The following is a 25,155-nucleotide window of genomic DNA, read 5'->3' as shown; positions in this document are numbered from 1 at the left end:
TGAACCCGGGTCCGCCATGCTCCATATCCTTGATTCATCGCTCACAACTCCCGTTCAAGAGGATTCCCATGGCCGACACCCACGAATCGCCCGCTGCGGTCACCCGGGAAGCGCTGCATGCCGAGGGACTCGGGAAGCGGGTGCCGCTGCCGTCGGGCGAGCTCACCATCCTCGATGGGGTCGGTTTTACCATCGCCAAGGGTGAAGCGGTTGCGATAGTCGGCGCCTCCGGTTCAGGAAAGAGCACCCTGCTGTCCCTGCTTGCGGGCCTGGACGTGCCCAGCCATGGCAGCGTCCGGCTCGACGGCGGGCCGCTGTCCGCGCTCGACGAGGACGGTCGGGCCAAGGTCCGCGGCGAGAAGGTCGGCTTCGTGTTCCAGAGTTTCCAGCTGCTGCCGTCGCTGACCGCGCTGGAGAACGTGATGCTGCCGCTGGAGCTGCGCGGCGACGACGATGCCGAGGGCCCGGCACGTGCGATCCTGGGCCAGGTCGGCCTGGGCGAGCGCCTGGGCCACTATCCGCGCCAGCTGTCCGGCGGCGAGCAGCAGCGCGTGGCGCTGGCCCGCGCCTTCGTCACCCGGCCGGCGGTGCTCTTCGCCGACGAGCCCACGGGCAATCTCGATACCCACACCGGTCAGGCCATCGTCGACCTGCTGTTCGCGCTCAACCGCGAATCCGGCACCACCCTGGTGCTGGTCACCCATGACGAACGCCTGGCCGCGCGCTGCGACCGCATCCTGCGCCTGGATTCCGGCCGGCTGGTGTCGGCATGAAGTGGCCCGCCCTGGCCTGGCGCCAGCTGCGCCGCGACCTTGCTGCCGGCGACGTGCGCATCCTGCTGGCCGCGATCGTGCTGGCGGTGATGGCGGTGACCTCGGTCGGCTTCGTCACCGACCGCGCCGAACGCGCGCTGGCGCTGGAGGCCAACCGCCTGCTCGGCGGCGACACCGTGCTGCGCGCCGACGAGGCGATCACCGGCGCGGTGCGCGAGGCGGCGTCCGCTCCCGGCCTGCGCGCGACCGAAACCCAGAGCTTCCCGAGCATGATCCGCGCGGGCGAAGCGCTGCGCCTGGGCGAACTCAAGGCGCTGGGCGAGGGCTTCCCGCTGCGCGGCAGCTTCCGCCTCGCCGACCCCGCCACCGGCGGCGAGCGCGACGCCGGCGGCATTCCCGCACCCGGCACGCTCTGGCTGAGCCGCGCCGGCGCCGATGCTCTGGGCGCAAGCGTCGGCGACCGCATCGGCATCGGCAACAGCGAGCTCACGCTGGCCGCACTCGTCGTGCAGGAGCCCGACGCGGCGCTGGACTACTTCAACACCGCGCCGCGCGTATTCCTCAACCTCGCCGACATCCCGGCCACCGGACTGGTGCAGGAAGGCAGCCGCATCACCTACCGGCTCGTGGTCGCCGGCGACGCCGCCGCGGTCGAGCGTTTCAACGCCGTGGCCCGCGAGAACCTGGGCCGCGGCCAGCGCCTGGAAACCGCCGGCGAAGCCCGCCCGGAGATCCGCCGTGCGCTGGAACGCGCCGACCGTTTCCTCGGCCTTGCGGCCCTGGTGTCGGTGGTGCTGGCGGCCGTTGCGGTGGCCATGGCGGCGCGCCGGCACAGCGCCCGGCACCTTCAGGGGGCCGCAGTGATGCGCTGCCTGGGCGCCAGCCAGGGCACCCTGGTCGGCATCCACGCCGGCGAACTGCTGCTGCTCGGCCTGCTCGGCAGCGCCCTCGGCGTCGCCCTGGCCTTCGGCCTGCAGTGGGCGGTGGCCGACTGGCTGGCGACTGCGCTCAAACTTTCCATTCCCGGCGCCGGCTGGGTGCCGGTGCTCGAAGGGTTCGGCGTCGGCCTGACCGTGCTGCTGGCCTTCGGCGTGCCGCCGGTGCTGGCCCTGCGTCGGGTGCCCGCGCTGCGCGTGCTGCGCCGCGACCTGGACCCGACCGAACCCAGTGCCTGGCTGGTCGCCCTGGCCGGGTTCGCCGGCCTGGCGGGCCTGCTGTGGTGGAAGGCCGGCTCGGCGACCGTGGGCACGGCGATGCTGGTCGGCATCGCCGCCACCCTGGCGGTGCTCGCCGGCCTGGCCTGGGGGCTGATCGTGATCCTGCGCCGCCTGCGTTCGCGCCTGCGCGGGCCCTGGCGCTATGGCCTCGCCAACGTCAGCCGGCGCGCCGGCGCAAGCATCGCCCAGGTTTCGGCGCTGGGCCTGGGCCTGATGGCCCTGCTGCTGCTCACCTTCGTACGCACCGACCTGCTCGACCGCTGGCGCAACGCGCTGCCGGACGATGCGCCGAACCGCTTCATCATCAACGTCCAGCCCGATCAGGTGGAGCCGGTGCGCAGCTTCCTGGCGGAGCAGGGCGTGGACGCGCCGGTGCTCTATCCGATGATCCGCGCGCGCCTGACCGAGGTGAACGGCCAGCCGGTCAGCGGCGAAGATTTCGAGGACGGCGGCCGCGCCCGGCGCATGGCCGAACGCGAGTTCAACCTCTCGTCCGCCGATGCGCTGCGCGAAGACAACCAGGTAACCGCCGGCGAGTTCTGGGCGGGGCGGGTGCCGGAGACGCCCGAGCTCTCGGTCGAGGAAGAGTTCGCGCAGACGCTGGGTTGGAAACTCGGCGACGAAGTCGCCTTCGACATCGCCGGCACCCGCTACGCCGGCCGCATCACCAGCCTGCGCAAGGTCGACTGGGAAAGTTTCCGGCCGAATTTCTTCGTCATCGGTTCGCCCGGTTCGCTCGAGGGCTACAGCGGCAGCCACATCACCGCCGTGAAGGTCCCCGCGGGCCGGCCGCGCTTCACCGCCGATCTCGTGCAGGCCTTCCCGAACCTGTCGGTGGTGGACGTGGACGCCGTGCTCGACCAGGTGCGCGGCACCGTCGAACAGGTCTCGACCGTGGTCGAATCGGTGTTCTACTTCTCGCTGGCGGCCGGCGTGCTGGTGCTGCTGGCGGCGGTGAGCGCCAGCCAGGACGAGCGCCTGCTCGAGGGCGGCGTGATGCGCGTGCTCGGCGGCAGCCGACGGCAGCTGCGCTGGGCACAGGTCTCGGAATTCGCGGCGATCGGCCTGCTGTCGGGCCTGGTGGCGGCGATCGCGGCCTCGGCCCTGGCCGGCGTGATCGCCACGCAGGCCTTCGACCTGCCCTGGACGCCGGATCCGGTGCTGGCGGCGACCGGCGCGGCGATCGGCACGCTGGCGGCGCTGCTGGCCGGGCTGCTGGCGACGCGGCGCGTCATCGAGGCGCCGCCCTCGGTCACCCTGCGCGAACTCCAGGGCTGAGGCTCAGTCCAGCCAGATCGCCAGGCCGAAGATCGCCAGCATCGAGAAAGCCAGCGCCAACTTGAGCGCAGCGCCGAGGGCCAGGCCCAGCCAGGTGCCGAAGCCGACCTTGGACGCCTCGCGCCACTCGCGGCCATGGATCATTTCGCCCGCGGCCGCGCCCAGGAAAGGGCCGGCCAGCAGGCCCGGGATGCCGAAGAAGATGCCGACCAGGCCACCGAGCCCGGCGCCGAACAGCGCCTTGTTCGATGCCCCGACCCGTTTGGCGCCGAGGATGCCGGCCATCACGTCCACCGCCACCGACACGGCGAGCAGCACGCCGAGCAGCACCAGGGTCCAGACGCCGATGTGGCGGAAGTCGTCGGCCCAGGCGGCGACCAGCATGCCGGCGAACATCAGGGGCAGGCCGGGCAGCACCGGCAGCACGGTGCCGAGCAGCCCGATGACGATCAGGGCGCCGGCGATCAGGTAATACGCGGTCTGGGTGTCCATGCGCCGAGTCTATCGCGGCCCGGAAGAAAAACGGCCCGCCGGGAGGGGCGGGCCGTCGGGAACAGCGGTGCGGGCCCTTACTTGGGCAGGATCACCGCGTCGATCACGTGGATGACGCCGTTGCTGGCCTTGATGTCGGTGGCGGTGACGTTAGCCGCGTCCACCTTCACCTTGCCGTCGGCGACGGTGATGTCGGCCGCCTGGCCGTTCACGGTGGTGGCGGTGTCGAGCTTGACCACGTCGGCGGCAGTGACCTTTCCGGCGACCACGTGGTAGGTGAGGATCGCGACCAGCTTGTCCTTGTTCTCGGGCTTGAGCAGGTCCTCGAGCGTACCGGCAGGCAGCTTGGCGAAGGCGTCGTCGGTGGGCGCGAACACGGTGAACGGGCCGTCGCCGCTCAGGGTCTCGGCCAGGCCGGCCGCCTTCACCGCGGCGACCAGGGTTTCGAAGTCCGGATTGCCGGCGGCGACGTCGACGATGGTGCCGGCCTTCATTTCGCCTTCCTCGTGGTGGCCGGCGAAGGCCGGAACGGCGAACACACCGGAAAGCAGCACGGCGAGCAGCGACTTGCGGATCAGGGTCATGGTTCGGTTCCTTGTGGATGGGGGTGCCCGTTGGCACGCCGCCACGATGCGGGAGCCGCCGTCGCGGCGGCGTCTGTTTCGCGTCAAGGTGTTGTCCGCGCCGCGTGCAGATGGCGTGATTCGCCATGCCGCGCGGCGCCTGCAGTGGCTATGCTCGGCGCATTCCACCAATGGCTGCATAGATGACACCGACCGAACTGCCCGTGGCCGCCGCCGATGGCCACCGTTTCCGGCTGCGCCGGCATGGCCTGGGTGCGCGCGGCCTGTTCTGGATCCCGGCGCTGGGCGTGCCTGCGCAGAAATACGATCCGCTTAGCGACGCGCTGGCCGGCGCCGGTTTCACCACGGTCGTGCACGAATGGCGCGGCATGGGCAGCAGTTCGCTGCGAGCAGCCCGGAGCCGCGACTGGGGTTACACAGAACTGTTGCGCCACGACCTGGCGGCGGCGATCACTGCGCTGGATCCGCAGGTGCGGTGGGCCGTGGGCGGGCACAGCCTTGGCGGCCAGTTCGCGGCGATGCTGGCGGCGGAACGCGCAATGGATTGGGATGGCCTGGTGCTGGCCGCGACCGGCCTGCCGTTAGCCGCGACCTTCCCCGGCCGCCAGCGCCTGGGCGTTCAGCTCTTCGCCCGTGTGCTCCCGGCCTTGACCGCGGTCGCCGGCTACTACCCCGGTCATCGCCTCGGCTTTGCCGGCCGCGAGGCCGGGCAGGTGATGCGCGACTGGGCCGACACGGTGCGCAGCGGCCACTACCGCGCCTATGGCGGCGCGCTACCGCTGGATGCGGCGATGCGCGGAATGGATGGGCCGGTGCTCGCCCTGCGCTTCAGCGACGACTGGCTGGTCCCCGAGGCCTCGCTGCAGGCGCTGCTGGCCAAGCTGGGCCGCGGCCCGCACACGGTCGAGACCTTCGACGCGGCCCGGCTCGGCGCCACCGCCGACCATTTCCGCTGGATGCGGCAGCCGGCCGCGGTGGCGGCCCGCATCGCCGGGTGGCTGAGCGCCTAGTTCTTGAAGTCGCGGTGGCAGGACTGGCAGCCGGCGCCGACCTTGTCGACCACGACCTTGGCGGCGGCGCAGTCGGCCGGCGGCGTGGACAGCGCCGCATCGAGCGCGGCGCGCAGGTTCGAGGCGTGTTCGCTGAAACGTTCGTCGTCCTCGGTCGGCAGGAAGGCCGGCTCGAGGTCATTGCCCAGGTGGCGCAGGGTCTGCAGGCGCGGGGTCAGGTCGGTGGCGGCGCAGCGGTTCTGCTTGAGCGAGACCTCCAGCGCGTCCATCTGCGCCGACATCACCGCCATCACGCCGTTGGGGTAGGCCGTGCCCTTGCGCAGCGCATTCATGCCGATGAGGGTGACGGCGAAGCCGACGAACAGGCCGATCAGGACCAGGATCAGGGAACGCATGCGCGGGGCTCCAGACGAAAAAAAACCGCCGTGAAGATATCACGGCGGTTTTTCCGGAGTGAGGCCCTGCCCGGATCAGCGCAGCGGGATCAGGCGGCTGCCGTCGACCCGCACGTAGGCGCCGACGCGGATGTCGTTGCCCAGGCTGTTGCGGTTGATGACGATGCGGCGGCCATCGTCCATGCGCACGGTGATGTCGTAGGTTTCTTCGTTCACCTTGTTCTCGATGGCGTTGCCGGCGACCGCGCCGGCCACGGCACCGGCCACGGTGGCGGTGTTCTTCTTGCCCTCGCTGCCGTGCTTGGGGATCTCGCGGGCCGCGACGGCGCCGACCAGGCCACCCAGGACGGCGCCGGTGCGGCTGTTGCTGCGCGCGCCGTACACCTTCTCGATGTGCTCGATGCGGCCGCAGTCGTAGCAGCGCTGCGGTTCGTTGTAGCCGTAGTCCCGCTCGTAGCCACCATAACCGGCCGGGCGCGGCGAACTGGCGCAGGCGGCGAGGGTGGTGGCCAGGGCGGCGGCGATCAGCAGTCGGCTCTTCATGGCGTTCTCCATTGGGTGGAACTCGGGCCGACCCTAGGCCCGGTCGGCTGAACGGGTGCCGACCACGGTGGGTTGCGGTTGCGGAACGGTTCATGGCCCCGGGCCTGACCTAAAATGCCGGCCATGACTTCTTCCCAGCAAGCTCGCTTCGCCGGCATCGACCGGCTCTACGGCCGCGGCGCGGCGAAATCGCTGGCGACCGCCCAGGCCTGCGTGGTCGGGCTGGGCGGGGTCGGGTCCTGGGCGGTGGAGGCGCTGGCCCGCAGCGGCGTCGGCCGGCTGGTGCTGATCGACGCCGACGAGGTCTGCGTCAGCAACACCAACCGGCAGCTGCACGCGCTCGAGGGCCAGTACGGCCGCGGCAAGGGCGAGGTGCTGGCCGAGCGCTGCCGCGCCATCAATCCCGACATCCAGGTCGAGGTGGTGCCCCAGTTCCTGCTGCCGGCCAATCTCGAGGGCCTGCTCGACCGCGGCCACGACGTGGTGCTCGACGCCTGCGACAGCTTCCGCAGCAAGCTCGAGATGATCGCCTGGTGCCGTCGCCGCAAGCTGCCGGTGGTGGTCTGCGGTTCGGCCGGCGGCCGCACCGACCCGACCCTGGTGCGTGTGCGCGATCTCTCGCGTACCGAACAGGACGCGCTGCTGGCCCTGGTGCGCAAGCAGTTGCGGCAGACCTTCAAGTTCCCGCGCAATCCCGACCGCTATTTCGGCGTGCCGGCGGTGTACTCGCTGGAGAACGTCAAATACCCGCAGGGCGACGGCACCGTCTGCGGCGTCCGGCCCAAGCTGGGCGCCGACGCCGCGCTCAAGCTCGACTGCGGCGCCGGCCTGGGCGCGGCGACCCACGTCACCGGAGCCTTCGGCTTCGCCATGGCGGGCAAAGCGATCGAGCTGCTGCTCAAGGCGAGGGCGTGAGGTCCCGCCTGCACAGACTGTGGCTCGGGCGCGACCCGGCTACGCGCGGCTGCTGGCTGGCGGCAGCCGCGCTGCTGCTCTCGGGCGCCCTGGTCTACTGGTTGAGTCCGGGCACGGTGCTGTTCGAGCGCTGGTTCGGACTGCCCGCGCCGGAACGCCTGTTCGCTCGTCCGTACTGGCTCGATGCCTTCACCGGGGCGACCCGCAACTGGTGGCCAGACCTGGCCTGGGCCTTTTTCGCCGGACTGGTGGTGCGCGACCTGGCCTGGGCGGCAACCACACGGGTGCCGGGACCGCTGGTGCTGCTGGCGGCGGTCAGCTGGGAACTGGGACAGGGTTTGCAGTCCTTGCCGGGCGTGTTTACTTGGCCGGACTTCTCGGTGAGCATGGCGGCCGGGATCTGCGCTGTGCTCTGCGGAGCCCCGGTGCTGGCGACCACCACGGGGGCGAATCGATGAAGGGCCGAATCTTCGGCGTGACGATGATGATCTGGGCAGCGGGCATGGCGTCGGCGCAGGAACGGCCGACGCTGAGCGGCGCCACTGAAAACGATTGGCATGTCTCCGTGAACGGTTTCCTCTGGCAGGTGCCGGACGCCTGTCTGATGCCGCGCCGCCTGGGCGATGCCGAAAGCGGGCGCCGCCTCGGCGATGCCGAAGAGGGCCGCAACCTGGGCGATGCCGAACAGGGCCGCAAGCTCGGTGATGCGGAAGACGGCCGCCGCCTCGGTGATGCCGAGGACGGCCGCAAGCTGGGCGATGCCGAGGACGGCCGCAGACTGGGCGATGCCGAGGACGGCCGCAGACTGGGCGATGCCGAGGACGGCCGCAATCTCGGCGACGCGGCCGATGGCCGCAAGCTAGGCGATGCCGAAGCTGGCCGCATGCTGGGCGATGCCGAGGGCGGCCGCAATCTCGGCGACGCCGAGGCCGGGCGGCGGCTGGGAGACCTCGACGTCGGCCCGCGCTGCGAGCACGTCAGCCTGGACGGCGTGCCGAACGGCATCCTTCTTTACGAAGTCTCGCCGGGAACCGTTGAACTGAATCCGCGCAATCCGTACTTTCTTGAGGTGCGACCGAGCCCCGGTGGGGCCCTGATCGTGCTTCGTTGACGTGACAAAACAGGGGAAAATCCAATGATCCGATTCGCCAGCACCTCCCGCGCCTGGCGCGGCGCCCTCGCGGCCGTCGCCTTCGGCGTCGCCGTCATCGCCGGCCTGGGCTGCGCCAGCGTCCCGACGCCAAACACCGACATGTCGCCGCGGCCGATCGCGATCGGCACCCTCGTCAATCCGGACCTGACGATCGTCGCAGACGATGGCAGCTTCACCCTGCGCGGCGGCCAGCAGTTCAATACGCCGTTCGCCACCAGCTCACTCTGGGGCACCAGCTTCACCGGCCAGGCCCTGCTCGACGCCTATCCGCAGGCCCGCGGCTGGGGCGCTCGCTCCGTGAAGATCAAGCAGGCAGGCAAGCCCGACCTGCACGGCCTGCTGCTGTTCAACAACGGCATTGCCGCCGCATTCGGTTCCGGCAGCCAGTCCTACTACGTCCGCATTGCGCCGGAGAAGCTGGACAATGCCCGTAACGGCAATACCGCGGTGTCCTACGAGCTGATGGACTTCACCCAGCGCTGGACCGACGGCACCACCCAGAAGGCGGCGCAGTACAGCTGGGTCCTTTGGATCTCGGCCACGCCCATCTGACCAGGCCGGCGGCTTGACCGGAATGGGGCGCCGTTGGCGCCCCATTTTTTTCCGCCCGTGCGCCGACCTCAGCCCGCGCCGAACAGGCGTTCGGCGTTGAGGCGGGTGGCCGCGGCAATCGTCTCCGGATCGGCCTGCCGCAGCGCAGCCACCGTGCGCAGCACTTCTCCCAGTCGGCCGGGCTCGTTGCGCTGGCCGCGGTGCGCCGCATCGGGCTGGTCGGGCGCGTCGGTCTCCAGCAGCAGGAACTCCAGCGGCATGCTCGCCACGGTGCGGCGCAGGCGCTGGGCCCGCTCGAAGGTCACCGGGCCGCCGATGCCCAGGTGGAAGCCCAGGCCGAACAGCTGCCGGGCCTGCTCCTCGCTGCCCGACCAGCTGTGCACGACGCCGCGCAGGCCGCCGGTCCGGCGCAGGGCGGCGATCACTTCGTCCACCGCGCGGCGCGCGTGCAGCACCACCGGCAGCGCGTGCTCGCGGGCCAGGGCCAGCTGGCCGTGGAAGTAGAAACGCTGGGCTTCGGGGTCCAGGCCCTCGACGAAGAAGTCGAGCCCGCATTCGCCGACCGCGGCCGGCCGTTCGCGCGCGAGCCAGTCGGCCAGGTCGGCCAGGTGCTCCGGGCGGTGCCGGTCCAGGTACATCGGGTGCAGGCCGTAGGCCGGCCGCAGGCCCGGGTCGGCGGCGCAGATGCCGCGCAGTTTTTCCCAGGCGGCGCGTTCGACCGCCGGCACCAGTTGGGCGGTCACGCCGGCGGCGCGGGCGCGCGCCAGCACCGCCTCACGGTCCGGGTCGAACTCCGGCGCGTCGAGGTGGCAGTGGCTGTCGTACAGCGCGCTCATTCGCGCCGGGATTCACCGTCGATCACCTGGCCGCCCGACGCCGGCGGCGGCACCGGACCGGGTTCCGGGCGGCGCCAGTTCGCCAGCACGAGCGCCGCCAGCGCAGTGGCGATCTCGTCGATGAAGGGAATCGGATCGAAGGGCCACAGCCAGCTGACCAGCATCAGCGCGACCGTGATCTTGAACAGCGTCGGAAAGCGCAGCCGGCTGGCGAAGCCCAGCGCCGGGCCTGTGAGGGGATGGGGCATGTTCGCCTCCGGGGCGACGGACGTGTCGCGTGAAATTAGCATGACGGCGTGAAGGCCTGGCTTCGGCTCCTGTTCAGGCGGGCTGGCACAGTCTGCCTCCGCGATGACGGGCACACCCGTTGCCACCCGGAGAGATCATCATGAACAAGACCGTATTGGCCGTGCTGGCCGGCGTACTGGTGGGAGGCGGCGCGATCGCCGCTTACCAGAACCTTTCCACTCCCTATGCCGAGGTGGTGTCGTCCACCCCGATCACCGAAAAGGAGCCGATCTACGGCGACGTGATCAGCTCGACGGCCGTCACCGAGACCCGTACGGGCTCGCGCCAGGTCTGCGAGGACGTGGTGGTCGAGAAGCGCCGTCCGGAGCGTTTCGGCAACAAGGACGGCGCCGTGATCGGCGCGGTCGCGGGTGCCCTGGTGGGCAGCCAGATCGGCGGCGGTGACGGCAAGAAGCTGGCCACGGTGGCCGGTGCGGTGGGCGGTGGTTTCGCCGGCCGCGAGATCGACCGTCGCCACGTCGGCGGCGAGAAGTACACCGAGGTCGAGCAGCAGTGCCGCACCGTGACCGAGCCGCGCGAGGAAGTGATCGGCTACGACGTGCAGTACCGCCTGGACGGCGAGACCCTCACCACCCGCGTCGACAAGAAGCCGGGCGAGCAGGTCCTGCTGGGCGAACGCGACAAGGTCGTCGGCTACGACGTCACCTGGCGCCATGAAGGCCAGACCGGCAGCCTGGTGATGGACGAGGACCCGGGCGATCGCCTGCCGATCAAGGACGGCGTGATCGCCGTGGCCGCGAAGGATACGCCCCCGCAGGGTTGATCCCCGGTGCGTGTGACCTCTGGAAGGGCCGGCCATGCCGGCCCTTCTTCATTCTGGCCACATCCGGCCCCGGCGGCCGGGTCCACGGGCAGGGTGGGGTGCTCCGGAGGCCGCCAAGGGGCTAAAATGCCGGACTTTCCCCGCCGACCGCAGACCGCTCCCATGGCCCTGAACCCGACCGACCTGTTCGACATCCGTTCGCTGCTTTCCGAAGAGGAGCGCATGATCCAGGACAGCGTCGCCCGCTTCACCGACGAGAAGGTGCTGCCGATCATCGGCGACTGCTTCGACCAGGGCCGCTTCCCGAAGGAGCTGGTGCCGGAAATCGCCGCCATGGGCCTGCTGGGTTCCTCGCTGCCCGAGAAGTACGGCTGCGCCAACCTCAACGCGGTCAGCTACGGCCTGATCTGCCAGGAGCTCGAGCGCGGCGACAGCGGCATCCGCAGCTTCGTCTCGGTGCAGAGCTCGCTGTGCATGTACCCGATCTACGCCTACGGCAGCGAAGAGCAGCGGATGAAGTACCTGCCGGGCATGGCCCGCGGCGAGATCATCGGCTGCTTCGGCCTGACCGAACCGCACGGCGGTTCCGACCCGGCCAACATGAAGACCACCGCGAAGAAGGACGGCGGCGACTGGGTCATCAACGGCGCCAAGATGTGGATCACCAACGGCGGCGTCGCCGACATCGCCATCGTCTGGGCGCAGACCGACGAGGGTATCCAGGGCTTCATCGTCGAGAAGGGCACCAAGGGTTTCGCCACCCAGGACGTGCACAAGAAGATGAGCCTGCGCGCCTCGGTCACCTCGGCCCTGTTCTTCGATTCCGTGCGCGTGCCCGACAGCCAGCGCCTGCCCAACGTGAAGGGCCTCAAGGGCCCGCTGGGCTGCCTGACCCAGGCCCGCTACGGCATCACCTGGGGCCCGATCGGCGCCGCCATCGCCAGCTACACCTCGGCGCTGGAATACGCCAAGGAGCGCGTGCTGTTCAACCGCCCGATCGCCGCCACCCAGGCCGTGCAGCTCAAGCTCGCCGACATGGCGCGCCGCATCACCCTGGCGCAGCTGCTGAGCCTGCAGCTGGGTCGCCTGAAGGATGCCGGCACGATGCAGCCGGCCCAGGTGTCGATGGCGAAGTGGAACAACTGCCGCATGGCCCTGGACATCTCGCGCGAGGCGCGCGACATCCTCGGCGGCGCCGGCATCACCACCGAGCACCCGCCGATCCGCCATGCGCTGAACCTGGAATCGGTCATCACCTACGAAGGCACCGAGACCGTGCACCAGCTGGTGATCGGCCGCGAAGTGACCGGCATCAACGCGTTCTGATCCCGCGCCGATGAGCCTGGAAAGCCTGCGGCTCGAAACGCCCCGGCTGCTGCTGCGGCCGACGCAGGCCGCGGACCTGGGCCCGTGGACGGTGCTGATGCAGGACGAAGAAACCTGCCGCTACATCGGCGGCACCCAGGCGCCGTCGATGGCCTGGCGCACGCTGATGACGATGCTGGGCGCCTGGCACGCGCAGGGGTTCGCAATGTTTTCGGTGCTCGAACGCGACAGTGGCCGCTGGGTCGGCCGCTGCGGCCCCTGGTGCCCGCCCGGCTGGCCGGGTACCGAGGTGGGCTACACCTTCAGCCGGGACGTCTGGGGCCGCGGTTACGCGACCGAGGCCGCGACCGCGGCGACCGACTGGGCCGTGGCGACCCTGGGCTGGACGGAGATCATCCAGACCATCGACCCCGGCAACATCGGTTCGCAGAAGGTCGCGGCCAAGCTCGGCGCCACCCTGCGCGGCCCCGGCCGCCTGCCGGCCCCGCACGAGCACGCGCCGGTGCAGATCTGGGGCCAGACCCGCGAACAGTGGCTGCGCCGTCGTGCCGGCGCGGTGGCGTAGGCCATGCTGACCGTCTACGGCATGAAGGCTTCCGGCAACTGCTACAAGGTGCAGCTGCTGCTGGAGCTGCTTGGCCGGCCATACCGCTGGGTGGAGATCAACAGCGCCGCCGGTGAGACCCGCACGCCGGAGTTTCTGGCCAAGAATCCCAACGGCCGCGTGCCCCTGCTCGAGCTCGAGGACGGCCGCCGCCTGCCGGAATCGAACGCGATCCTGTGTTTCCTGGCCGAGGGTTCGCCCTACCTGCCGACCGATGGCTTTGCACGCGCGCAGGCGCTGCAGTGGCTGTTCTTCGAGCAGTACAGCCACGAGCCCTACATCGCTGTCGCACGTTTCATCAGCGGCTGGCTGCCCCAGGATCATCCGCGCCGGGCCGAGTTGCCGCGCCTGCGCGAACGCGGCCACCAGGCGCTGGCGGTGATGGAACAGCACCTGTCCCGACAGGACTGGTTCGTGGGCGCCCGCTGCACCGTCGCCGACCTTGCGCTTTACGCCTATACCCACAACGCTGCCGACGGCGGCTTCGACCTGATGGCCTATCCGGCGCTTCGCGCCTGGTTGGCGCGGGTCGAGGCCCAGCCCTGTTTCAAGCCGCAGACCCACTGATTCCCGAGAGCCCATCCATGTCCGCCGTCGCCCCCCTGATTCCCGCCCGCCAGAAAGACGTCAACCGCGCCAAGGTCTGCGACGACAACTTCGTCGAGTTCGTGAAGGGCTGGAGCGGCCGCCCGGAACCGCGCCCGGCGCCGCATGAAGCGGTGCTCGAGGGCAGCGCCTGCACCGCCGCCGACTTCCTTGAGCTGTTCGAGTCGCAGCTGGTGTCCCGCCATCTCGACCTGATGGCGCGCGTGCTGCGCGTGCAGCAGAAGGTGTTCTACACCATCGGTTCCTCGGGGCACGAGGGCAATGCAATGGTCGCGCGGCTGACGCGCCACACCGATCCGGCCTTCCTGCACTACCGTTCCGGCGGCTTCATGGCCGAACGCTTCCGCAAGCTGCCGGGCATGGACCCGGTGATGGATTCGGCGCTCAGCTTCGCCGCCAGCAGCGAGGACCCGATTTCCGGCGGCCGCCACAAGGTCTGGGGCAGCAAGCCGCTGTGGGTGCTGCCGCAGACCTCGACCATCGCCTCGCACCTGCCCAAGGCCCTGGGCACCGCCATCGCGATCGAGCAGGCGCGCCGCATCGGCCACGCGCTGCCGATCCCCGACGATTCGATCGCGATCTGCTCGTTCGGCGACGCCTCCAGCAACCACGCCAGCGCCCAGACCGCATTCAACACCGCGCAGTGGACTGCCTACCAGAAGCTGCCGGCGCCGGTGCTGTACGTGTGCGAGGACAACGGCATCGGCATTTCGGTGAAGACGCCGGGCGGCTGGATCGCCAACGCCTTCCGCCACCGCGACGGCCTGGACTACTTCTACGCCGACGGTCTCGACATCGCCGAAGGCTACGGCCAGGTCCAGGCCGCGGTGGAGCACTGCCGCCGCACGCGCCGCCCGACCTTCCTGCACCTGCGCACGACCCGCATCATGGGCCACGCCGGCACCGACTTCGAGATCGAATGGCGCAGCTTCGAGGAGCTGATGGCGGTCGAGGCCAGCGACCCGCTGCTGCGTTCGGCGCAGATCGCCCTGCAGTCCGGCCTGATGGGCAAGGACGAGCTGCTGGCGAAGTACGAGGCGATGCGCGCCCGCTGCTTCGCCGCCGCCGAGGTGGCCGACAGCAAGCCGAAGCTCGACGACCTGGCCGAAGTGATGCGCCCGCTGGCGCCGTACACGCCCGACAAGGTCGCCGCCGAGGCCGCCCGCAGCGACTACGCCGACAAGCGCCTGGCCGTGTTCGGCAGCGAGGCCAAGCTGCCGGAGAACCAGCCGCCGAAACACCTGGCGATCCAGATCAACCAGGCCCTGCACGACCTGTTCGCCAAGTATCCGGAAACGCTGCTGTTCGGCGAGGACGTGGCGCAGAAGGGCGGCGTCTACACGGTGACCAAGGGCCTGCACAAGGCGTTCAAGAACGCCCGGGTGTTCAACACCCTGCTCGACGAGACCATGATCCTGGGCCTGGCCCAGGGTTACGCCAACATGGGCATGCTGCCGATGCCCGAGATCCAGTACCTGGCGTATTTCCACAACGCCTGCGACCAGATCCGCGGCGAGGCCTGCAGCCTGCAGTTCTTCAGCAACGGCCAGTACCGCAACCCGATGGTGATGCGCATCGCCTCGCTGGGTTACCAGCGCGGTTTCGGCGGCCATTTCCACAACGACAACTCGATCACCGCGCTGCGCGACATCCCGGGCCTGGTGGTCGGCTGCCCGAGCCGCGGCGACGACGCCGCCATGATGCTGCGCACGATGATGGCCCTGGCCAAGGTCGACGGCCGCGTCTGCGCCTACCTCGAGCCGATCGCGCTGTACATGACCAAGGACCTGTACGAAGCCGGCGACGGCCAGTGGCTGACCAGCTATCCGCCGGTCGACCAGGCCATGGTGCTGGGCGAGGAACGGGTTTATTTCCCGGAAGCCCGCGACCTGGTCATCTTCAGCTTCGGCAACGGCGTGCCGATGAGCCTGCGCGCCGCCCGCGAGATCGAGGCAAAACACGGCTGGAAGGTGCGCGTGGTCGACCTGCGCTGGCTGCAGCCGCTCAACGAGGCGGCGATCGCCCGCCACGCCGGCGACTGCGCCCGCATCCTGGTGGTGGACGAGGGCCGGCGTTCCGCCGGCGTGGGCGAGGGCATCATCACCGCGGTGGTGGAGGCGGGCCACGGCGCCAAGCCGCTGCGCCGCGTGGTCGGCCAGGACACTTACACGCCGCTGGCCGGCGCCGCCTTCCTGGTGATCCCGGCGGACGCCGACATCGTCGCGATGGCCTCGGAACTCGCCTGAGGCCGTTCGGGAGGGGAGCAATGACGCGCGCCAAGGCATCGCCTAGACTCCCTGCATGAACACGTCCCGGCCCCAGACCATCCTGTTCGCCGACGTCAGCGGCAGCACGCGCCTGTTCGAGACCAAGGGCGACCAGGAGGCGCGCCGGCTGATCGCCGCCGTGCTCGATGCACTGACGAAGATCTGCCAGCAGCACGGCGGCCGCGTCATCAAGACCATCGGCGACGAGATCATGTGCACTTTCCCCGGCGCGCTCAACGGCGTGCTGGCGGCCTGCGACATGCAGCGCAAGATGGGCCGGGAGATCGAGTTCGTGCGCGACAGCCTGGCCGTGCGCATCGGCCTGCACCATGGCGACGCGCTGGAGGAGGCCGACGGCGACGTCTACGGCGATGCGGTGAATACCGCTGCCCGCATGGCCTCGCTGGCCAAGCGCGAGCAGGTGGTCACCACCGCCGCCACCTACGACAGCCTCAGCGGCAAGGTTCCCGAGGCGCGCAGCCTGGGCAAGGCCCGGGTCAGCGGCAAGCTGCTGCCGATCGAGATCGTGGACCTGGTCTGGCAGGAGGACACCTCCGGCATGACCATGGTCCAGAGCGCGATCCGCGGCCCCGCCGCGGCCGAGGAGAAGGCGACCCTGCGCCTTCGGCACCGCGCCCAGCAGGTCACCCTGGACACCGAATCCAAGCCCTTCAGCATGGGCCGCGAGCCGAGCAACCAGCTCACGATCGAAGCCGACTGGGTCAGCCGCACCCACGCGATGATCGAGTACAAGCGCGGCCATTTCATGATCGCCGACCGCTCGACCAACGGCACCTACGTGCGCATCGGCGACGACGACGAGATCAAGGTCCATCGCGACGAGCTGCACCTGCGCAAGGCCGGCACGATCAGCCTGGGCCAGAGTTTCGACGTCAACACCGGCGACATCATCTACTTCGAAGCCGACTGATCCCGGCGGCTGGGCAAAAAAAAACCGGCGCGTGCGCCGGTTCTTTTCCAGGGCCCAGCGCCAGGGCTAGCCGTCCGCCTGGACCTCGATGCCGCCGGTGATCTCTTCTTCTTCGTCCAAGGGCGCGTCCGCCTCGGGCACCGGCGCCGGCGTGGCCGAACCGGGCTTGGCCTTGTAGCCGAACACGCCGCGCAGCAGGCGTTCGCTGCCGGCGTACTCGGCGCGGGTGGCCGGCACGAACTGGCTGGCGCCGAGCTCCACCAGCACCTCGTAAAGCGCATCGTCCTGGTGCAGCTTCAGCATCGCCTCGGACACCGCCTTGCGCACGTCGGCCGGCACGGTGCCGCCGGCGCTCAGGGCGCGGCCGGTGAACTCGCGCGATTCCGACACCGCCACCAGGTTCGGGTAAAGCTGGGCGATGTAGTTGGGCACCATCGCCGCTTCGGTTTCCTGCGAGAACACCATCTCGACGCCATCGCGCCAGTTCGCCGCCACCGACTGGATCTCGGGCTGGGCGATCGGGTTCTTGTACAGCTCGCCCAGCAGCAGGTAACCCATGCTCGGCGCCGGCATGCTGACCACGCGGTAGCCGATCAGGCCGGCGATGCCGTTTTCGGCGACCGGCGCGTCGGCCAGCAGCGCGTAGCGTGTGGACTCGGCAACGCGCACCAGCGGCGTGAAGCCGAGGCGGTCGATGCGGTAGTCGGTGAAGTGCGCTTCCTCGAAGGCGAAATCGGTCTTCGCGCCGGAGCGCAGGTCGCGCCAGTAGACGTGGTAGTTGGTCGCGGTCTTGAGTATGAACCGGTGGCCGGTGGCCTTCGACAGATAGTCGAGCAGCGGCTTGTAGACCTGCTGCGCCTGCGAGGGCGGGTAATTGGGTTCGACGGCGAGCGTGTAATCGGCACCGAAGGACGGTGCCGCGAACAGTGAAAACACAATGGCCGCAAGGCCTTGGCTCAGCTTCATGGTGGACTCCTCCCTGGCGGCCGGTATATCAGACATCCCCGGGCTTAGCCAATTGTGATGCGGCTCTCAGGCCGGCCGGGCAAGCCCGTCTAACAGGGTGAGGCGGCGGCAGGGCCGCCCCCCCGCGAGCAGGTCGTCGCCGGCGTCGGCGCCGAGCACCGCCAGGGCGTGAAGGCCGGAATCATCCGCGCAGACGACCTGGCCCGCAGCGGTCCCGGCGGCGGTGTCGACCGCCAGGCCGGAGTGCAGCGCCTGGCCCTCCAGGCGCACCAGCTCCCGCTTGGCCTGGCCGAGGTAGTGGGTGCGCGCGACGATTTCCTGCCCCGGGTAACAGCCCTTTCTCAGGCTGAAGGCCGAAAGACGCCCGAGGGAAAGCATCTGCGGAGTCCAGGCCTCGGCCGCCGCCGGCAGGCGCGGCAGGCCGTGGGCCAGGTCGGCGGCGTACCAGGCGCGATCGGTGCCGGCCTCGGCCGGTGCGAGCGCCGGGTCGGCGGACGGCAGCAGCCACAGCGTCCGTGGACCGCCGTGGCCGCCGAAGTCCAGGGCGATGCCCTGTGTTTCGTCGCCGGCGGCCTGGTCCGGGGCCGGTGTCGCCGTCTGCGGTCCCGCGGCCACGACCACCGGCGGCACCGACAGCGCAAGCTTGCTGCGGAAGACATAGCGCTGCAGGCGTGCCTGCAGTTCGGCCGCCGGGAAGTCGGGCAGCACCGCCCAGAATCGGTCGGGCGCCAGCCGCAGCAGTGCGAACAGCGCCACCACGCGGCCCTTCGGGGTCAACCAGCCATTCCAGTGCCAGTGTCCGGGCGCCAGGGCCGTCACGTCGTTCATGCTCTGGGCCTGCAAGAATGCCGCCGCATCGGCGCCGCGCACTTCGAGCACGCTGAAGCCGGACAGGGCAGGGCAGGAGACCGCGGGCAGATTTGTCTTGAACGTCATGGGGGTGGGACTTAACATTGCCGCATGGCGACCGAGCCGCGAATCATAGGCCAAACAGCGTCTTCCTCCGACCCCGGCACCGTAACCGAGGAACCCGTGGAGGCCCCGACGGCTCCCGGACCCCGCGAGATCGGCGGACGCGACGGTCCCGAACCGACCCGCTACGGCGACTGGGAAAAGAACGGCCGCTGCATCGACTTCTGACGCGCCGCAAACCGCGCCCCCATCCCACCGATAACCAGACGAGCGCAGCCCATGGCGACGCCAAAACGACCGCTGTCCCCCTTCATGATCGGCCCGTACTACCGGCCGCAGCTCACCAGCGTGATGTCCCTCACGCACCGCGCCACCGGCGTGGCCCTGGCGCTGGGTTCGCTGGTGCTGGCGGCCTGGCTGCTGGCCGCGGCCGGCAGCGCCGAGGCCTACGCGGCCTTCGCCGCCTGTCTCGGTTCGCCGCTGGGCAAGCTCGGGCTGTTCGTGTTCTCGGCCTCCCTGGTCTACCACTTCCTCAACGGCATCCGGCACCTGTTCTGGGATGCCGGCCATGGCTATGAGATCCCCAAGGCCTACGCCAGCGGTTACGCCGTGCTGGCGCTGTCGGTGGTGCTGACGGCTGCGCTCTGGTGGTTCGGCATGGGAGGTGCGGCATGAGCCTGCGCAACCCGCTCGCCCGCGCCAAAGGCCTGGGTTCGGCCAAGGACGGCACGACGCACTGGTGGAACCAGCGCCTGACCGCCGTCGCGCTGGCCCTGCTGACGCCGTGGTTCGTGGTCTTCGCCGTCGGCCTGCTCGGAGCCGACCAGGCGACGGTGCGCGGCGCCATCGCCCAGCCGGTCACCGCGACCCTGCTGGCGGCCTTCGTGCTGTCGCTGTTCTGGCACGCCCGCCTGGGCCTGCAGGTGGTGGTCGAGGACTATCTCCACGGCGCCGCCGAAGTCGTGCTGCAGATCGCCATCAAGTTCGCCTACGCGCTGGCGGCCATCGCCTCCCTGCTGGCCATCGGCCGCATCGTCTTCACCGCCTGAGCACGCCATGACCACTGCCTACAAGATCCACGAGCACACCTACGACATGGTCGTCGTCGGCGCCGGCGGCGCCGGCCTGCGCGCCACCTTCGGCCTGGCCCAGAAGGGCCTGAAGACCGCCTGCATCAGCAAGGTGTTCCCGACCCGCTCGCACACCGTGGCGGCGCAGGGCGGCATTTCCGCCGCCCTGGGCAACATGGGCGAGGACGACTGGCGCTTCCACTTCTACGACACGATCAAGGGCTCGGACTGGCTGGGCGACCAGGACGCGATCGAATACATGTGCCGCGAGGCCATTCCCGCGATCATCGAACTCGAGCACCAGGGCGTGCCGTTCTCGCGCACCGAGGACGGCCGCATCTACCAGCGCCCCTTCGGCGGCATGACCACGCACTACGGCAAGGGCACGGCCCAGCGCACCTGCGCCGCCGCCGACCGCACCGGCCACGCGATCCTGCACACGCTCTACCAGCAGTCGCTGGCGCATTCGGCCGAATTCTTCATCGAATACTTCGCGCTCGACCTGATCATGGATTCCGAGGGCGCCTGCCGCGGCGTGCTGGCCCTGGACATGGCCTCGGGCGAACTGCACCTGTTCCGCGCCCAGGGCACGGTGCTGGCCACCGGCGGTTACGGCCGCGCCTACTTCTCGGCGACGTCCGCGCACACCTGCACCGGCGACGGCGGCGGCATGGCGCTGCGCGCGGGCCTGCCGCTTCAGGACATGGAGTTCGTGCAGTTCCATCCGACCGGCGTCTACGGCGCCGGCTGCCTGATCACCGAAGGCGTGCGCGGCGAAGGCGGCATCCTGCGCAATTCGGCCGGCGAGCGCTTCATGGAGCGCTACGCGCCCAATGCCAAGGACCTGGCCTCGCGCGACGTGGTGTCGCGCTCGATGACCATCGAGATCCGCGAGGGCAGGGGCGTGGGCCCGAAGAAGGACCACATCCACCTCGACCTGACCCACCTCAACCCGGCCGACATCCACGAGAAGCTGCCGGGCATCGCCGAAACCGCCAAGATTTTCGCCGGCGTCGACGTCACCAAGCAGCCGATCCCGGTGCTGCCGACCGTGCACTACAACATGGGCGGCCTGCAGACCAACTACCACGGCGAAGTGGTCACGCTGAAGAACGGCAACCCCGACACCGTGGTGCCGGGCCTGTACGCGATCGGCGAAGCGGCCTGCGTGTCCGTGCACGGCGCCAACCGCCTGGGCTCGAATTCGCTGCTCGACCTGGTGGTGTTCGGCCGCGCCGTGGCCAACCGCTGCGCCGAGACGATCAAGCCGGGCGCGATGCACCCGACGCTGTCGCCGAGCGCCTGCGACAAGTCGCTGGCCAACCTCGACAAGCTGCGCCACGCCAGCGGCGGCACGCCGACCGCGGCGATCCGCGACAGCATGCAGCAGACCATGCAGGCCGACGCCGCCGTGTTCCGCACCGGCGAGACGCTGCAGCAGGGCGTGCGGAAGATCCAGGAAGTGTTTGCGTCCTTCGCCGATGTGAGGGTCTCGGATCGCTCCTTGGTCTGGAACTCCGACCTGATCGAGACGCTGGAGCTGCAGAACCTGCTGGGCCAGGCCGTGGCGACCATGGTGTCGGCCGAGAACCGCAAGGAATCGCGCGGCGCCCACGCCCGCGAGGACTTCCAGGAGCGCGACGATGTCAACTGGCACAAGCACACCCTGTGCTGGGTGGACGAGACGGGAAGGACCACGCTCGACTACCGTCCGGTGCACATGTACACGCTGAGCAAGGACGTGGACGTGGTGCCGCCCAAGGCGCGCACCTACTGAGGCACCCACGCCCGTACGCGGGCCCAGGCACCGAACCGAGAAGCGAACAATGGCTGAGTTCTCCCTCCCGAAAAACTCCAAGGTCACCAAGGGCAGGCACTTCCCCGCGCCGGGCGCGACGAACGTGCGCACGTTCAAGGTCTACCGCTGGAACCCGGACGACAGCGCGAACCCGCGCACCGACACCTACGAAGTCGATTTGGATTCGTGCGGGCCGATGGTTCTCGACGCGCTGATCAAGATCAAGAACGAGATCGATCCGACGCTGACCTTCCGCCGTTCCTGCCGCGAAGGCATCTGCGGCAGCTGTGCGATGAACATCGACGGCACCAATACGCTGGCCTGCACCAAGGCCATCGACGAGTGCGGAAAGCAGGACGTGCCGATCTACCCGCTGCCGCACATGCCGGTGATCAAGGACCTGGTGCCGGACCTGAGCCATTTCTACGCCCAGTACGCTTCGATCAAGCCCTGGCTGCGCACCCAGAGCCCGGCGCCGGCCAAGGAGCGCCTGCAGTCGAAGGAAGACCGCGCCAAGCTCGACGGCCTGTACGAGTGCATCCTCTGCGCCTGCTGCAGCACCAGCTGCCCGAGCTACTGGTGGAACGGCGACCGCTACCTCGGCCCGGCCGTGCTGCTGCAGGCCTACCGCTGGATCGTGGATTCGCGCGACGAGGACACCGGCGCCCGCCTGGACGACCTGGAAGACCCGTTCAAGCTCTACCGCTGCCACACCATCATGAACTGCGCCCGCACCTGCCCGAAGGGCCTGAACCCGGCCAAGGCGATCGGCGAGATCAAGAAGTTGATGCTGCAGCGGCGGGGTGCCTGAGCCATGCCGGCCGCGTCCGCGCATCCGCTGGTGCTGCCGTTGCTGGCCATGGTCGGGCTGACCCTGCTGGTCTGGCTGCGCCTGTACGCGGTGCGCCTGCCGGAGATGCGGCGCTCGAAGATCGACCCGCAGCGTCTCGCCGGCTCGGCCGACAAGCACCTGCTCAAGGACACCCGCGCCAGCGACAACTTCATCAATCTGTTCGAAGTGCCGGTGCTGTTCTACGTGCTGGTGCTGGCAACGGTTTCGGCCGGGGTGAACGACGCGGTGCTGGCCGGGCTGGCCTGGGCCTTCGTCGGTTTGCGCGGCCTGCACAGCCTGATCCAGTGCAGCTACAACCGCGTGGTGCACCGATTCATCGCCTATGCGCTGGCGACGCTCGCGCTGTTCGTCTACCTGGGCCGCCTGGCCTGGGTCCTGGTCGTGTGAGCGACGAGGCCGAACTGCGCCGCCTGCGCTGGCGCTGCCGGCGCGGCATGCGCGAACTCGACCAGCTGATGCTGCGATATCTCGACGGCCGCTGGCCGGCGGCGGACGAAACCGAACGCGCGGTTTTCCTGCGGCTGCTCGACACCGAGGACGATAAGCTCTGGCGCTGGTTCATGGGCCGGGAAACGCCGCAGGATGCCGACCTCGATGTCCTCGTCCGCACCATCATCGACCTTCCGCATTGACTGGCGCCCCTCGCGCTGTCTCATCGCCGGCCTGGCAGGATTGGGCCCGCTGGCCGCGTCCGCGCTGATGCTCAGCGACCTTCCCGGGCGGGTGGCCGCATCGCTGGCCGCGCTGTGCCTGGCGCAGGGACTACGGCTGTCCCTGCGCGAGTGGTGGCGGCCATCCTGCCGGCTGGTCCGCGCGGACCCCGTGTCCGGATGGCATCAGGTCGATGCCGAAGGCGGCCTGACGCCGCTGCGGGACGTGCGCTGGCAGCTGCGCGGGCCCCTGGCCGTGATGCGCGGCCGCGATGCCTGCGGCCGGCGCTGCCAATTCGCCTGGGGTCCGGATACGCTGTGCCCCTCCATGCGGCGCCAGCTCCGGCTGGCCGGCGTCGTCAGCTCCCGTTCCGAAAAACCGCTGCCCGCCGTGGCAGCCTAGGCGCCCATGTTCCAGCCCCTGCCATTCTCGATCGGCCTGCGCTACCTGCGCGCCAAGCGCCGCAACGGCTTCATCTCCTTCATCTCGATGGCGTCCATCCTGGGCATCATCATCGGGGTCATCGCCCTGATCACCACCATCGCGGTGATGAGCGGCTTCCAGCAGGAGTTGCGCGAACGCATTCTGGGCATGGTGGCCCACGCCACGGTGTCCGGCATCGACGGACCCCTGCAGGACTGGCCACGCGCGATCAAGCTGGCTGCCGAGGATCCGCGGGTGCTCGGGGCGGCGCCTTACGTCGAAACCGAGTCGCTGCTGCAGGGCCGCCAGCGCCGCGGCGCCATCATCCGCGGCGTGCTGCCGGAACTCGAGCCGCGCGTGAGCGAAATCGCCGACAAGATGAAGCAGGGCCGGCTCGACGACCTGAAGGCCGGCGAATTCAACATCATCCTGGGCCAGGAGCTGGCGCTGATGCTGGGCGTCGGGCCCGGCGACGCGGTCAACGTGTTCGTCTCCGAAGCCACGGTGACGCCGGTCGGCGCGCTGCCGCGCGCCAAGCGCTTCACCGTGGTCGGCGTGTTCGAGGCCGGCGCGCAGGAATACGACCTGGGCCTGGCCCTGGTGCACCTCGCCGACGCCCAGCGCCTCGGGCGCATGGGCGAGGGCGTCACCGGCGTGCGCCTGAAGCTCACCGACATGTGGGAGGCCTGGCCGGTCGCGCGCGAACTGTCTGACCGCATGGACGGCTACTACCGGGTCCGCGACTGGGGCCGCGACCACGCCAACTTCTTCCGGGCGCTGAAGATGGAGAAGACGGTGATGTTCATCCTGCTGTCGCTGGTGATCGCCATCGCCGCCTTCAACCTGGTCTCGTCGCTGGTGATGCTGGTGCAGGACAAGCAGTCCGACATCGCCATCCTGCGCACCCTGGGCATGTCGCCGGGCGCGGTGATGCGGGTGTTCATCGTGCAGGGGCTGGTGATCGGCGTGGTCGGCATCGCGGTCGGCGTGAGCGGCGGCGTGCTGCTGGCCAGCAACCTCTCGCACGTGGTGCGCTTCATCGAGGGCCTGGTCGGCGCCGAGCTGATGCCTTCGGACGTGTATTACATCAGCGGCGTGCCGACGGCGGTCTACGCGTCGGACGTGGCGATGGTGGCGGGCGTGGCCTTCGTGCTGTGCCTGCTGGCCACCCTGTACCCGGCCTGGCGCGCCTCGCGCACCGACCCGGCGACGGCGCTTCGCTATGAATAAGGGCCCGGGCATGGACTTCGTGATCCGCTGCGAGAAGCTGGGCAAGACCTACGAAGAGGGTGACCTGCGCACGCCGGTGTTCGACCGCCTCGACCTGGCCGTGCGCGCCGGCGAAACCGTCTCGATCGTCGGTGCCTCGGGCGCCGGCAAGAGCACGCTGCTGCACCTGATGGGCGGCCTGGACCAGGCCAGCTCGGGCGAAGTGCACGTCGCCGGCCAGCGCATGTCCGGCCTGGGCGAACGAGCCCGCGGCGAACTGCGCAACCGCGCGCTCGGCTTCATCTACCAGTTCCACCATCTGCTGCCGGAGTTCACCGCGCTCGAGAACGTGATGATGCCGCTTCTGATCCGCGGCGAAGCTGTGGCGTCGGCGCGCAAGCCGGCGCAGGCACTGCTCGAGCGCGTGGGCCTGGGCCATCGCATGGGCCACAAACCCGGCGAGCTTTCGGGCGGCGAGCGCCAGCGCGCGGCGGTAGCGCGTGCGCTGGTCACCAAACCCGCCTGCGTGCTCGGCGACGAGCCGACCGGCAATCTGGACGAGAAGACCGCCGCGGGCGTCTTCGAACTGCTGTTGGAACTCAACCGCGAACAGGGCACGGCCCTGGTCATGGTCACCCACGATCGCCGCCTGGCGCGGCGACTGGATCGGACCCTGGAACTGACCCAGGGACAACTGCGACCGCTGCCCGCGGAGTAGC

General features: G+C 69.8%; 31 protein-coding genes. 23 read left to right on the top strand and 8 right to left on the bottom strand.

The window, feature by feature from the left end; all coding sequences use genetic code 11:
- Positions 1–68: 68 nt before the first annotated feature.
- Positions 69–773 (top strand): ABC transporter ATP-binding protein, encoded by a 705-nt coding sequence (locus E1B00_RS02845; RefSeq protein ID WP_139445401.1) that lies wholly within the window; start codon positions 69–71, stop codon positions 771–773.
- Positions 770–3,268, top strand: coding sequence for an ABC transporter permease (locus E1B00_RS02840; RefSeq protein ID WP_139445400.1), 2,499 nt, complete (start codon positions 770–772; stop codon positions 3,266–3,268). Before E1B00_RS02845 ends, E1B00_RS02840 begins: the two co-directional genes overlap by 4 nt.
- A gap of 3 nt (positions 3,269–3,271) precedes the next feature.
- Here the strand turns inward: E1B00_RS02840 and E1B00_RS02835 are convergent, their stop codons facing one another.
- Positions 3,272–3,760 carry a DUF456 domain-containing protein gene (locus E1B00_RS02835; protein WP_139445398.1) on the bottom strand — a complete coding sequence of 163 codons (489 nt, stop codon included), beginning with the start codon at positions 3,758–3,760 and terminating at the stop codon, positions 3,272–3,274.
- Positions 3,761–3,837: 77 nt separating this feature from the next.
- A complete protein-coding gene (locus E1B00_RS02830; protein ID WP_139445396.1) occupies positions 3,838–4,344 on the bottom strand; it encodes a fasciclin domain-containing protein in 507 nt (168 codons plus the stop codon).
- Positions 4,345–4,526: 182 nt separating this feature from the next.
- On the opposite strand from E1B00_RS02830, the gene E1B00_RS02825 reads away from it, so the two are divergent.
- Positions 4,527–5,354 (top strand): alpha/beta hydrolase family protein, encoded by an 828-nt coding sequence (locus E1B00_RS02825; RefSeq protein ID WP_139445394.1) that lies wholly within the window; start codon positions 4,527–4,529, stop codon positions 5,352–5,354.
- On the opposite strand, the gene E1B00_RS02820 is transcribed toward E1B00_RS02825, so the two are convergent.
- Both E1B00_RS02820 and E1B00_RS02815 read right to left on the bottom strand, forming a co-directional pair.
- A complete protein-coding gene (locus tag E1B00_RS02820) occupies positions 5,351–5,749 on the bottom strand; it encodes a cytochrome c (protein WP_139445388.1) in 399 nt (132 codons plus the stop codon). The two genes, E1B00_RS02825 and E1B00_RS02820, sit on opposite strands and share 4 nt — an antisense overlap.
- Before the next feature lie 75 nt (positions 5,750–5,824).
- Positions 5,825–6,292, bottom strand: coding sequence for a glycine zipper 2TM domain-containing protein (locus E1B00_RS02815; protein WP_139445386.1), 468 nt, complete (start codon positions 6,290–6,292; stop codon positions 5,825–5,827).
- 123 nt (positions 6,293–6,415) lie between these two features.
- Here E1B00_RS02815 and E1B00_RS02810 point away from each other — a divergent pair, with 123 nt between their 5' ends.
- Genes E1B00_RS02810 through E1B00_RS02795 form a run of 4 tightly spaced genes read left to right on the top strand, consistent with a single transcriptional unit; the run spans position 6,416 to position 8,912 of the window.
- Complete coding sequence (locus E1B00_RS02810) at positions 6,416–7,207, top strand: tRNA threonylcarbamoyladenosine dehydratase (RefSeq protein ID WP_139445384.1); 792 nt, start codon at positions 6,416–6,418, stop codon at positions 7,205–7,207.
- A complete protein-coding gene (locus E1B00_RS02805) occupies positions 7,204–7,665 on the top strand; it encodes a hypothetical protein (protein WP_139445382.1) in 462 nt (153 codons plus the stop codon). The genes E1B00_RS02810 and E1B00_RS02805 overlap by 4 nt, the downstream gene beginning before the upstream one ends.
- On the top strand, positions 7,662–8,318 hold the full coding sequence (locus tag E1B00_RS02800; RefSeq protein WP_220396225.1) for a hypothetical protein: 657 nt from the start codon (positions 7,662–7,664) through the stop codon (positions 8,316–8,318). Before E1B00_RS02805 ends, E1B00_RS02800 begins: the two co-directional genes overlap by 4 nt.
- A gap of 24 nt (positions 8,319–8,342) precedes the next feature.
- The gene (locus E1B00_RS02795; protein ID WP_139445378.1) at positions 8,343–8,912 is read left to right on the top strand and encodes a hypothetical protein; all 570 of its coding nucleotides are present in this window, start codon (positions 8,343–8,345) and stop codon (positions 8,910–8,912) included.
- A gap of 68 nt (positions 8,913–8,980) precedes the next feature.
- Here E1B00_RS02795 and E1B00_RS02790 read toward each other — a convergent pair whose 3' ends face one another.
- Together E1B00_RS02790 and E1B00_RS02785 are read right to left on the bottom strand one after the other, a co-directional pair.
- On the bottom strand, positions 8,981–9,748 hold the full coding sequence (locus E1B00_RS02790) for a TatD family hydrolase (RefSeq protein WP_139445376.1): 768 nt from the start codon (positions 9,746–9,748) through the stop codon (positions 8,981–8,983).
- Complete coding sequence (locus E1B00_RS02785; RefSeq protein WP_139445375.1) at positions 9,745–9,996, bottom strand: DUF6116 family protein; 252 nt, start codon at positions 9,994–9,996, stop codon at positions 9,745–9,747. Before E1B00_RS02785 ends, E1B00_RS02790 begins: the two co-directional genes overlap by 4 nt.
- A 140-nt stretch (positions 9,997–10,136) precedes the next feature.
- Between E1B00_RS02785 and E1B00_RS02780 the strand changes: the two genes are divergently transcribed.
- The 6 genes from E1B00_RS02780 (at position 10,137) to E1B00_RS02755 (ending at position 16,554) form a co-directional block, all read left to right on the top strand.
- Positions 10,137–10,820: a glycine zipper 2TM domain-containing protein gene (locus E1B00_RS02780; RefSeq protein ID WP_139445373.1), complete on the top strand. Its 684-nt coding sequence runs from the start codon at positions 10,137–10,139 to the stop codon at positions 10,818–10,820.
- 162 nt (positions 10,821–10,982) lie between these two features.
- Positions 10,983–12,146, top strand: a complete 1,164-nt coding sequence (locus E1B00_RS02775; protein ID WP_139445371.1) for an acyl-CoA dehydrogenase family protein — start codon at positions 10,983–10,985, stop codon at positions 12,144–12,146.
- A gap of 10 nt (positions 12,147–12,156) precedes the next feature.
- Complete coding sequence (locus E1B00_RS02770) at positions 12,157–12,711, top strand: GNAT family N-acetyltransferase (protein WP_139445369.1); 555 nt, start codon at positions 12,157–12,159, stop codon at positions 12,709–12,711.
- A 3-nt stretch (positions 12,712–12,714) separates the two neighbouring features.
- Positions 12,715–13,317 carry a glutathione S-transferase family protein gene (locus E1B00_RS02765; protein ID WP_139445367.1) on the top strand — a complete coding sequence of 201 codons (603 nt, stop codon included), beginning with the start codon at positions 12,715–12,717 and terminating at the stop codon, positions 13,315–13,317.
- Positions 13,318–13,334: 17 nt separating this feature from the next.
- Positions 13,335–15,602: a thiamine pyrophosphate-dependent enzyme gene (locus E1B00_RS02760; RefSeq protein WP_139445365.1), complete on the top strand. Its 2,268-nt coding sequence runs from the start codon at positions 13,335–13,337 to the stop codon at positions 15,600–15,602.
- Between the two features lie 55 nt (positions 15,603–15,657).
- Positions 15,658–16,554, top strand: coding sequence for an adenylate/guanylate cyclase domain-containing protein (locus E1B00_RS02755; protein WP_139445363.1), 897 nt, complete (start codon positions 15,658–15,660; stop codon positions 16,552–16,554).
- Between the two features lie 66 nt (positions 16,555–16,620).
- Here E1B00_RS02755 and E1B00_RS02750 read toward each other — a convergent pair whose 3' ends face one another.
- Positions 16,621–17,520, bottom strand: a complete 900-nt coding sequence (locus E1B00_RS02750; protein ID WP_176693098.1) for a phosphate/phosphite/phosphonate ABC transporter substrate-binding protein — start codon at positions 17,518–17,520, stop codon at positions 16,621–16,623.
- Between the two features lie 66 nt (positions 17,521–17,586).
- A complete protein-coding gene (gene ygfZ / locus E1B00_RS02745; RefSeq protein WP_139445359.1) occupies positions 17,587–18,456 on the bottom strand; it encodes a CAF17-like 4Fe-4S cluster assembly/insertion protein YgfZ in 870 nt (289 codons plus the stop codon).
- A gap of 24 nt (positions 18,457–18,480) precedes the next feature.
- Here ygfZ and E1B00_RS15910 point away from each other — a divergent pair, with 24 nt between their 5' ends.
- Genes E1B00_RS15910 through lolD form a run of 10 tightly spaced genes read left to right on the top strand, consistent with a single transcriptional unit; the run spans position 18,481 to position 25,154 of the window.
- The gene (locus E1B00_RS15910) at positions 18,481–18,660 is read left to right on the top strand and encodes a DUF1674 domain-containing protein (RefSeq protein ID WP_342774252.1); all 180 of its coding nucleotides are present in this window, start codon (positions 18,481–18,483) and stop codon (positions 18,658–18,660) included.
- A gap of 51 nt (positions 18,661–18,711) precedes the next feature.
- On the top strand, positions 18,712–19,107 hold the full coding sequence (gene sdhC / locus E1B00_RS02735; RefSeq protein WP_139445355.1) for a succinate dehydrogenase, cytochrome b556 subunit: 396 nt from the start codon (positions 18,712–18,714) through the stop codon (positions 19,105–19,107).
- On the top strand, positions 19,104–19,481 hold the full coding sequence (sdhD, locus tag E1B00_RS02730; RefSeq protein ID WP_139445353.1) for a succinate dehydrogenase, hydrophobic membrane anchor protein: 378 nt from the start codon (positions 19,104–19,106) through the stop codon (positions 19,479–19,481). The genes sdhC and sdhD overlap by 4 nt, the downstream gene beginning before the upstream one ends.
- A gap of 7 nt (positions 19,482–19,488) precedes the next feature.
- Entirely contained in the window at positions 19,489–21,279 is a 1,791-nt protein-coding gene (gene sdhA, locus E1B00_RS02725) for a succinate dehydrogenase flavoprotein subunit (RefSeq protein WP_139445351.1), read from the top strand.
- A gap of 49 nt (positions 21,280–21,328) precedes the next feature.
- Entirely contained in the window at positions 21,329–22,111 is a 783-nt protein-coding gene (locus tag E1B00_RS02720) for a succinate dehydrogenase iron-sulfur subunit (protein ID WP_139445348.1), read from the top strand.
- A gap of 3 nt (positions 22,112–22,114) precedes the next feature.
- Entirely contained in the window at positions 22,115–22,540 is a 426-nt protein-coding gene (locus E1B00_RS02715; RefSeq protein ID WP_139445347.1) for an MAPEG family protein, read from the top strand.
- Complete coding sequence (locus tag E1B00_RS02710) at positions 22,537–22,785, top strand: FAD assembly factor SdhE (protein WP_139445345.1); 249 nt, start codon at positions 22,537–22,539, stop codon at positions 22,783–22,785. The genes E1B00_RS02715 and E1B00_RS02710 overlap by 4 nt, the downstream gene beginning before the upstream one ends.
- Positions 22,748–23,206 (top strand): hypothetical protein, encoded by a 459-nt coding sequence (locus E1B00_RS02705; protein WP_139445343.1) that lies wholly within the window; start codon positions 22,748–22,750, stop codon positions 23,204–23,206. Before E1B00_RS02710 ends, E1B00_RS02705 begins: the two co-directional genes overlap by 38 nt.
- Before the next feature lie 6 nt (positions 23,207–23,212).
- Positions 23,213–24,457, top strand: a complete 1,245-nt coding sequence (locus tag E1B00_RS02700; protein WP_139445341.1) for a lipoprotein-releasing ABC transporter permease subunit — start codon at positions 23,213–23,215, stop codon at positions 24,455–24,457.
- Positions 24,450–25,154, top strand: a complete 705-nt coding sequence (gene lolD / locus E1B00_RS02695) for a lipoprotein-releasing ABC transporter ATP-binding protein LolD (RefSeq protein ID WP_176693097.1) — start codon at positions 24,450–24,452, stop codon at positions 25,152–25,154. The genes E1B00_RS02700 and lolD overlap by 8 nt, the downstream gene beginning before the upstream one ends.
- Position 25,155: the final 1 nt, after the last annotated feature.

The sequence above is a fragment of the Arenimonas terrae genome, from assembly GCF_006265115.1.
Classification (GTDB): Bacteria; Pseudomonadota; Gammaproteobacteria; order Xanthomonadales; family Xanthomonadaceae; genus Arenimonas; species Arenimonas terrae.
The sequence above is the reverse complement of the archived record's forward strand: the minus strand, read 5'-3'. Positions and strand labels throughout refer to the sequence as shown.

What these genes read in the sequence shown, in the direction of transcription:
- E1B00_RS02820 (WP_139445388.1), bottom strand. Translation starts at nt 5,749, where the DNA reads ATGCGTTCCCTGATCCTGGTCCTGATCGGCCTGTTCGTCGGCTTCGCC.
- E1B00_RS02765 (WP_139445367.1), top strand. Translation starts at nt 12,715, where the DNA reads ATGCTGACCGTCTACGGCATGAAGGCTTCCGGCAACTGCTACAAGGTG.
- E1B00_RS02790 (WP_139445376.1), bottom strand. Translation starts at nt 9,748, where the DNA reads ATGAGCGCGCTGTACGACAGCCACTGCCACCTCGACGCGCCGGAGTTC.
- E1B00_RS02840 (WP_139445400.1), top strand. Translation starts at nt 770, where the DNA reads ATGAAGTGGCCCGCCCTGGCCTGGCGCCAGCTGCGCCGCGACCTTGCT.
- sdhC (WP_139445355.1), top strand. Translation starts at nt 18,712, where the DNA reads ATGGCGACGCCAAAACGACCGCTGTCCCCCTTCATGATCGGCCCGTAC.
- lolD (WP_176693097.1), top strand. Translation starts at nt 24,450, where the DNA reads ATGAATAAGGGCCCGGGCATGGACTTCGTGATCCGCTGCGAGAAGCTG.
- E1B00_RS02785 (WP_139445375.1), bottom strand. Translation starts at nt 9,996, where the DNA reads ATGCCCCATCCCCTCACAGGCCCGGCGCTGGGCTTCGCCAGCCGGCTG.
- ygfZ (WP_139445359.1), bottom strand. Translation starts at nt 18,456, where the DNA reads ATGACGTTCAAGACAAATCTGCCCGCGGTCTCCTGCCCTGCCCTGTCC.
- E1B00_RS02830 (WP_139445396.1), bottom strand. Translation starts at nt 4,344, where the DNA reads ATGACCCTGATCCGCAAGTCGCTGCTCGCCGTGCTGCTTTCCGGTGTG.
- E1B00_RS02845 (WP_139445401.1), top strand. Translation starts at nt 69, where the DNA reads ATGGCCGACACCCACGAATCGCCCGCTGCGGTCACCCGGGAAGCGCTG.
- E1B00_RS02795 (WP_139445378.1), top strand. Translation starts at nt 8,343, where the DNA reads ATGATCCGATTCGCCAGCACCTCCCGCGCCTGGCGCGGCGCCCTCGCG.
- E1B00_RS02770 (WP_139445369.1), top strand. Translation starts at nt 12,157, where the DNA reads ATGAGCCTGGAAAGCCTGCGGCTCGAAACGCCCCGGCTGCTGCTGCGG.
- E1B00_RS02815 (WP_139445386.1), bottom strand. Translation starts at nt 6,292, where the DNA reads ATGAAGAGCCGACTGCTGATCGCCGCCGCCCTGGCCACCACCCTCGCC.
- E1B00_RS02775 (WP_139445371.1), top strand. Translation starts at nt 10,983, where the DNA reads ATGGCCCTGAACCCGACCGACCTGTTCGACATCCGTTCGCTGCTTTCC.
- E1B00_RS02825 (WP_139445394.1), top strand. Translation starts at nt 4,527, where the DNA reads ATGACACCGACCGAACTGCCCGTGGCCGCCGCCGATGGCCACCGTTTC.
- E1B00_RS02750 (WP_176693098.1), bottom strand. Translation starts at nt 17,520, where the DNA reads ATGAAGCTGAGCCAAGGCCTTGCGGCCATTGTGTTTTCACTGTTCGCG.
- E1B00_RS02720 (WP_139445348.1), top strand. Translation starts at nt 21,329, where the DNA reads ATGGCTGAGTTCTCCCTCCCGAAAAACTCCAAGGTCACCAAGGGCAGG.
- E1B00_RS02800 (WP_220396225.1), top strand. Translation starts at nt 7,662, where the DNA reads ATGAAGGGCCGAATCTTCGGCGTGACGATGATGATCTGGGCAGCGGGC.
- E1B00_RS02780 (WP_139445373.1), top strand. Translation starts at nt 10,137, where the DNA reads ATGAACAAGACCGTATTGGCCGTGCTGGCCGGCGTACTGGTGGGAGGC.
- E1B00_RS02715 (WP_139445347.1), top strand. Translation starts at nt 22,115, where the DNA reads ATGCCGGCCGCGTCCGCGCATCCGCTGGTGCTGCCGTTGCTGGCCATG.
- E1B00_RS02835 (WP_139445398.1), bottom strand. Translation starts at nt 3,760, where the DNA reads ATGGACACCCAGACCGCGTATTACCTGATCGCCGGCGCCCTGATCGTC.
- sdhA (WP_139445351.1), top strand. Translation starts at nt 19,489, where the DNA reads ATGACCACTGCCTACAAGATCCACGAGCACACCTACGACATGGTCGTC.
- E1B00_RS02760 (WP_139445365.1), top strand. Translation starts at nt 13,335, where the DNA reads ATGTCCGCCGTCGCCCCCCTGATTCCCGCCCGCCAGAAAGACGTCAAC.
- E1B00_RS02700 (WP_139445341.1), top strand. Translation starts at nt 23,213, where the DNA reads ATGTTCCAGCCCCTGCCATTCTCGATCGGCCTGCGCTACCTGCGCGCC.
- E1B00_RS15910 (WP_342774252.1), top strand. Translation starts at nt 18,481, where the DNA reads ATGGCGACCGAGCCGCGAATCATAGGCCAAACAGCGTCTTCCTCCGAC.
- E1B00_RS02810 (WP_139445384.1), top strand. Translation starts at nt 6,416, where the DNA reads ATGACTTCTTCCCAGCAAGCTCGCTTCGCCGGCATCGACCGGCTCTAC.
- E1B00_RS02705 (WP_139445343.1), top strand. Translation starts at nt 22,748, where the DNA reads ATGTCCTCGTCCGCACCATCATCGACCTTCCGCATTGACTGGCGCCCC.
- E1B00_RS02755 (WP_139445363.1), top strand. Translation starts at nt 15,658, where the DNA reads ATGAACACGTCCCGGCCCCAGACCATCCTGTTCGCCGACGTCAGCGGC.
- sdhD (WP_139445353.1), top strand. Translation starts at nt 19,104, where the DNA reads ATGAGCCTGCGCAACCCGCTCGCCCGCGCCAAAGGCCTGGGTTCGGCC.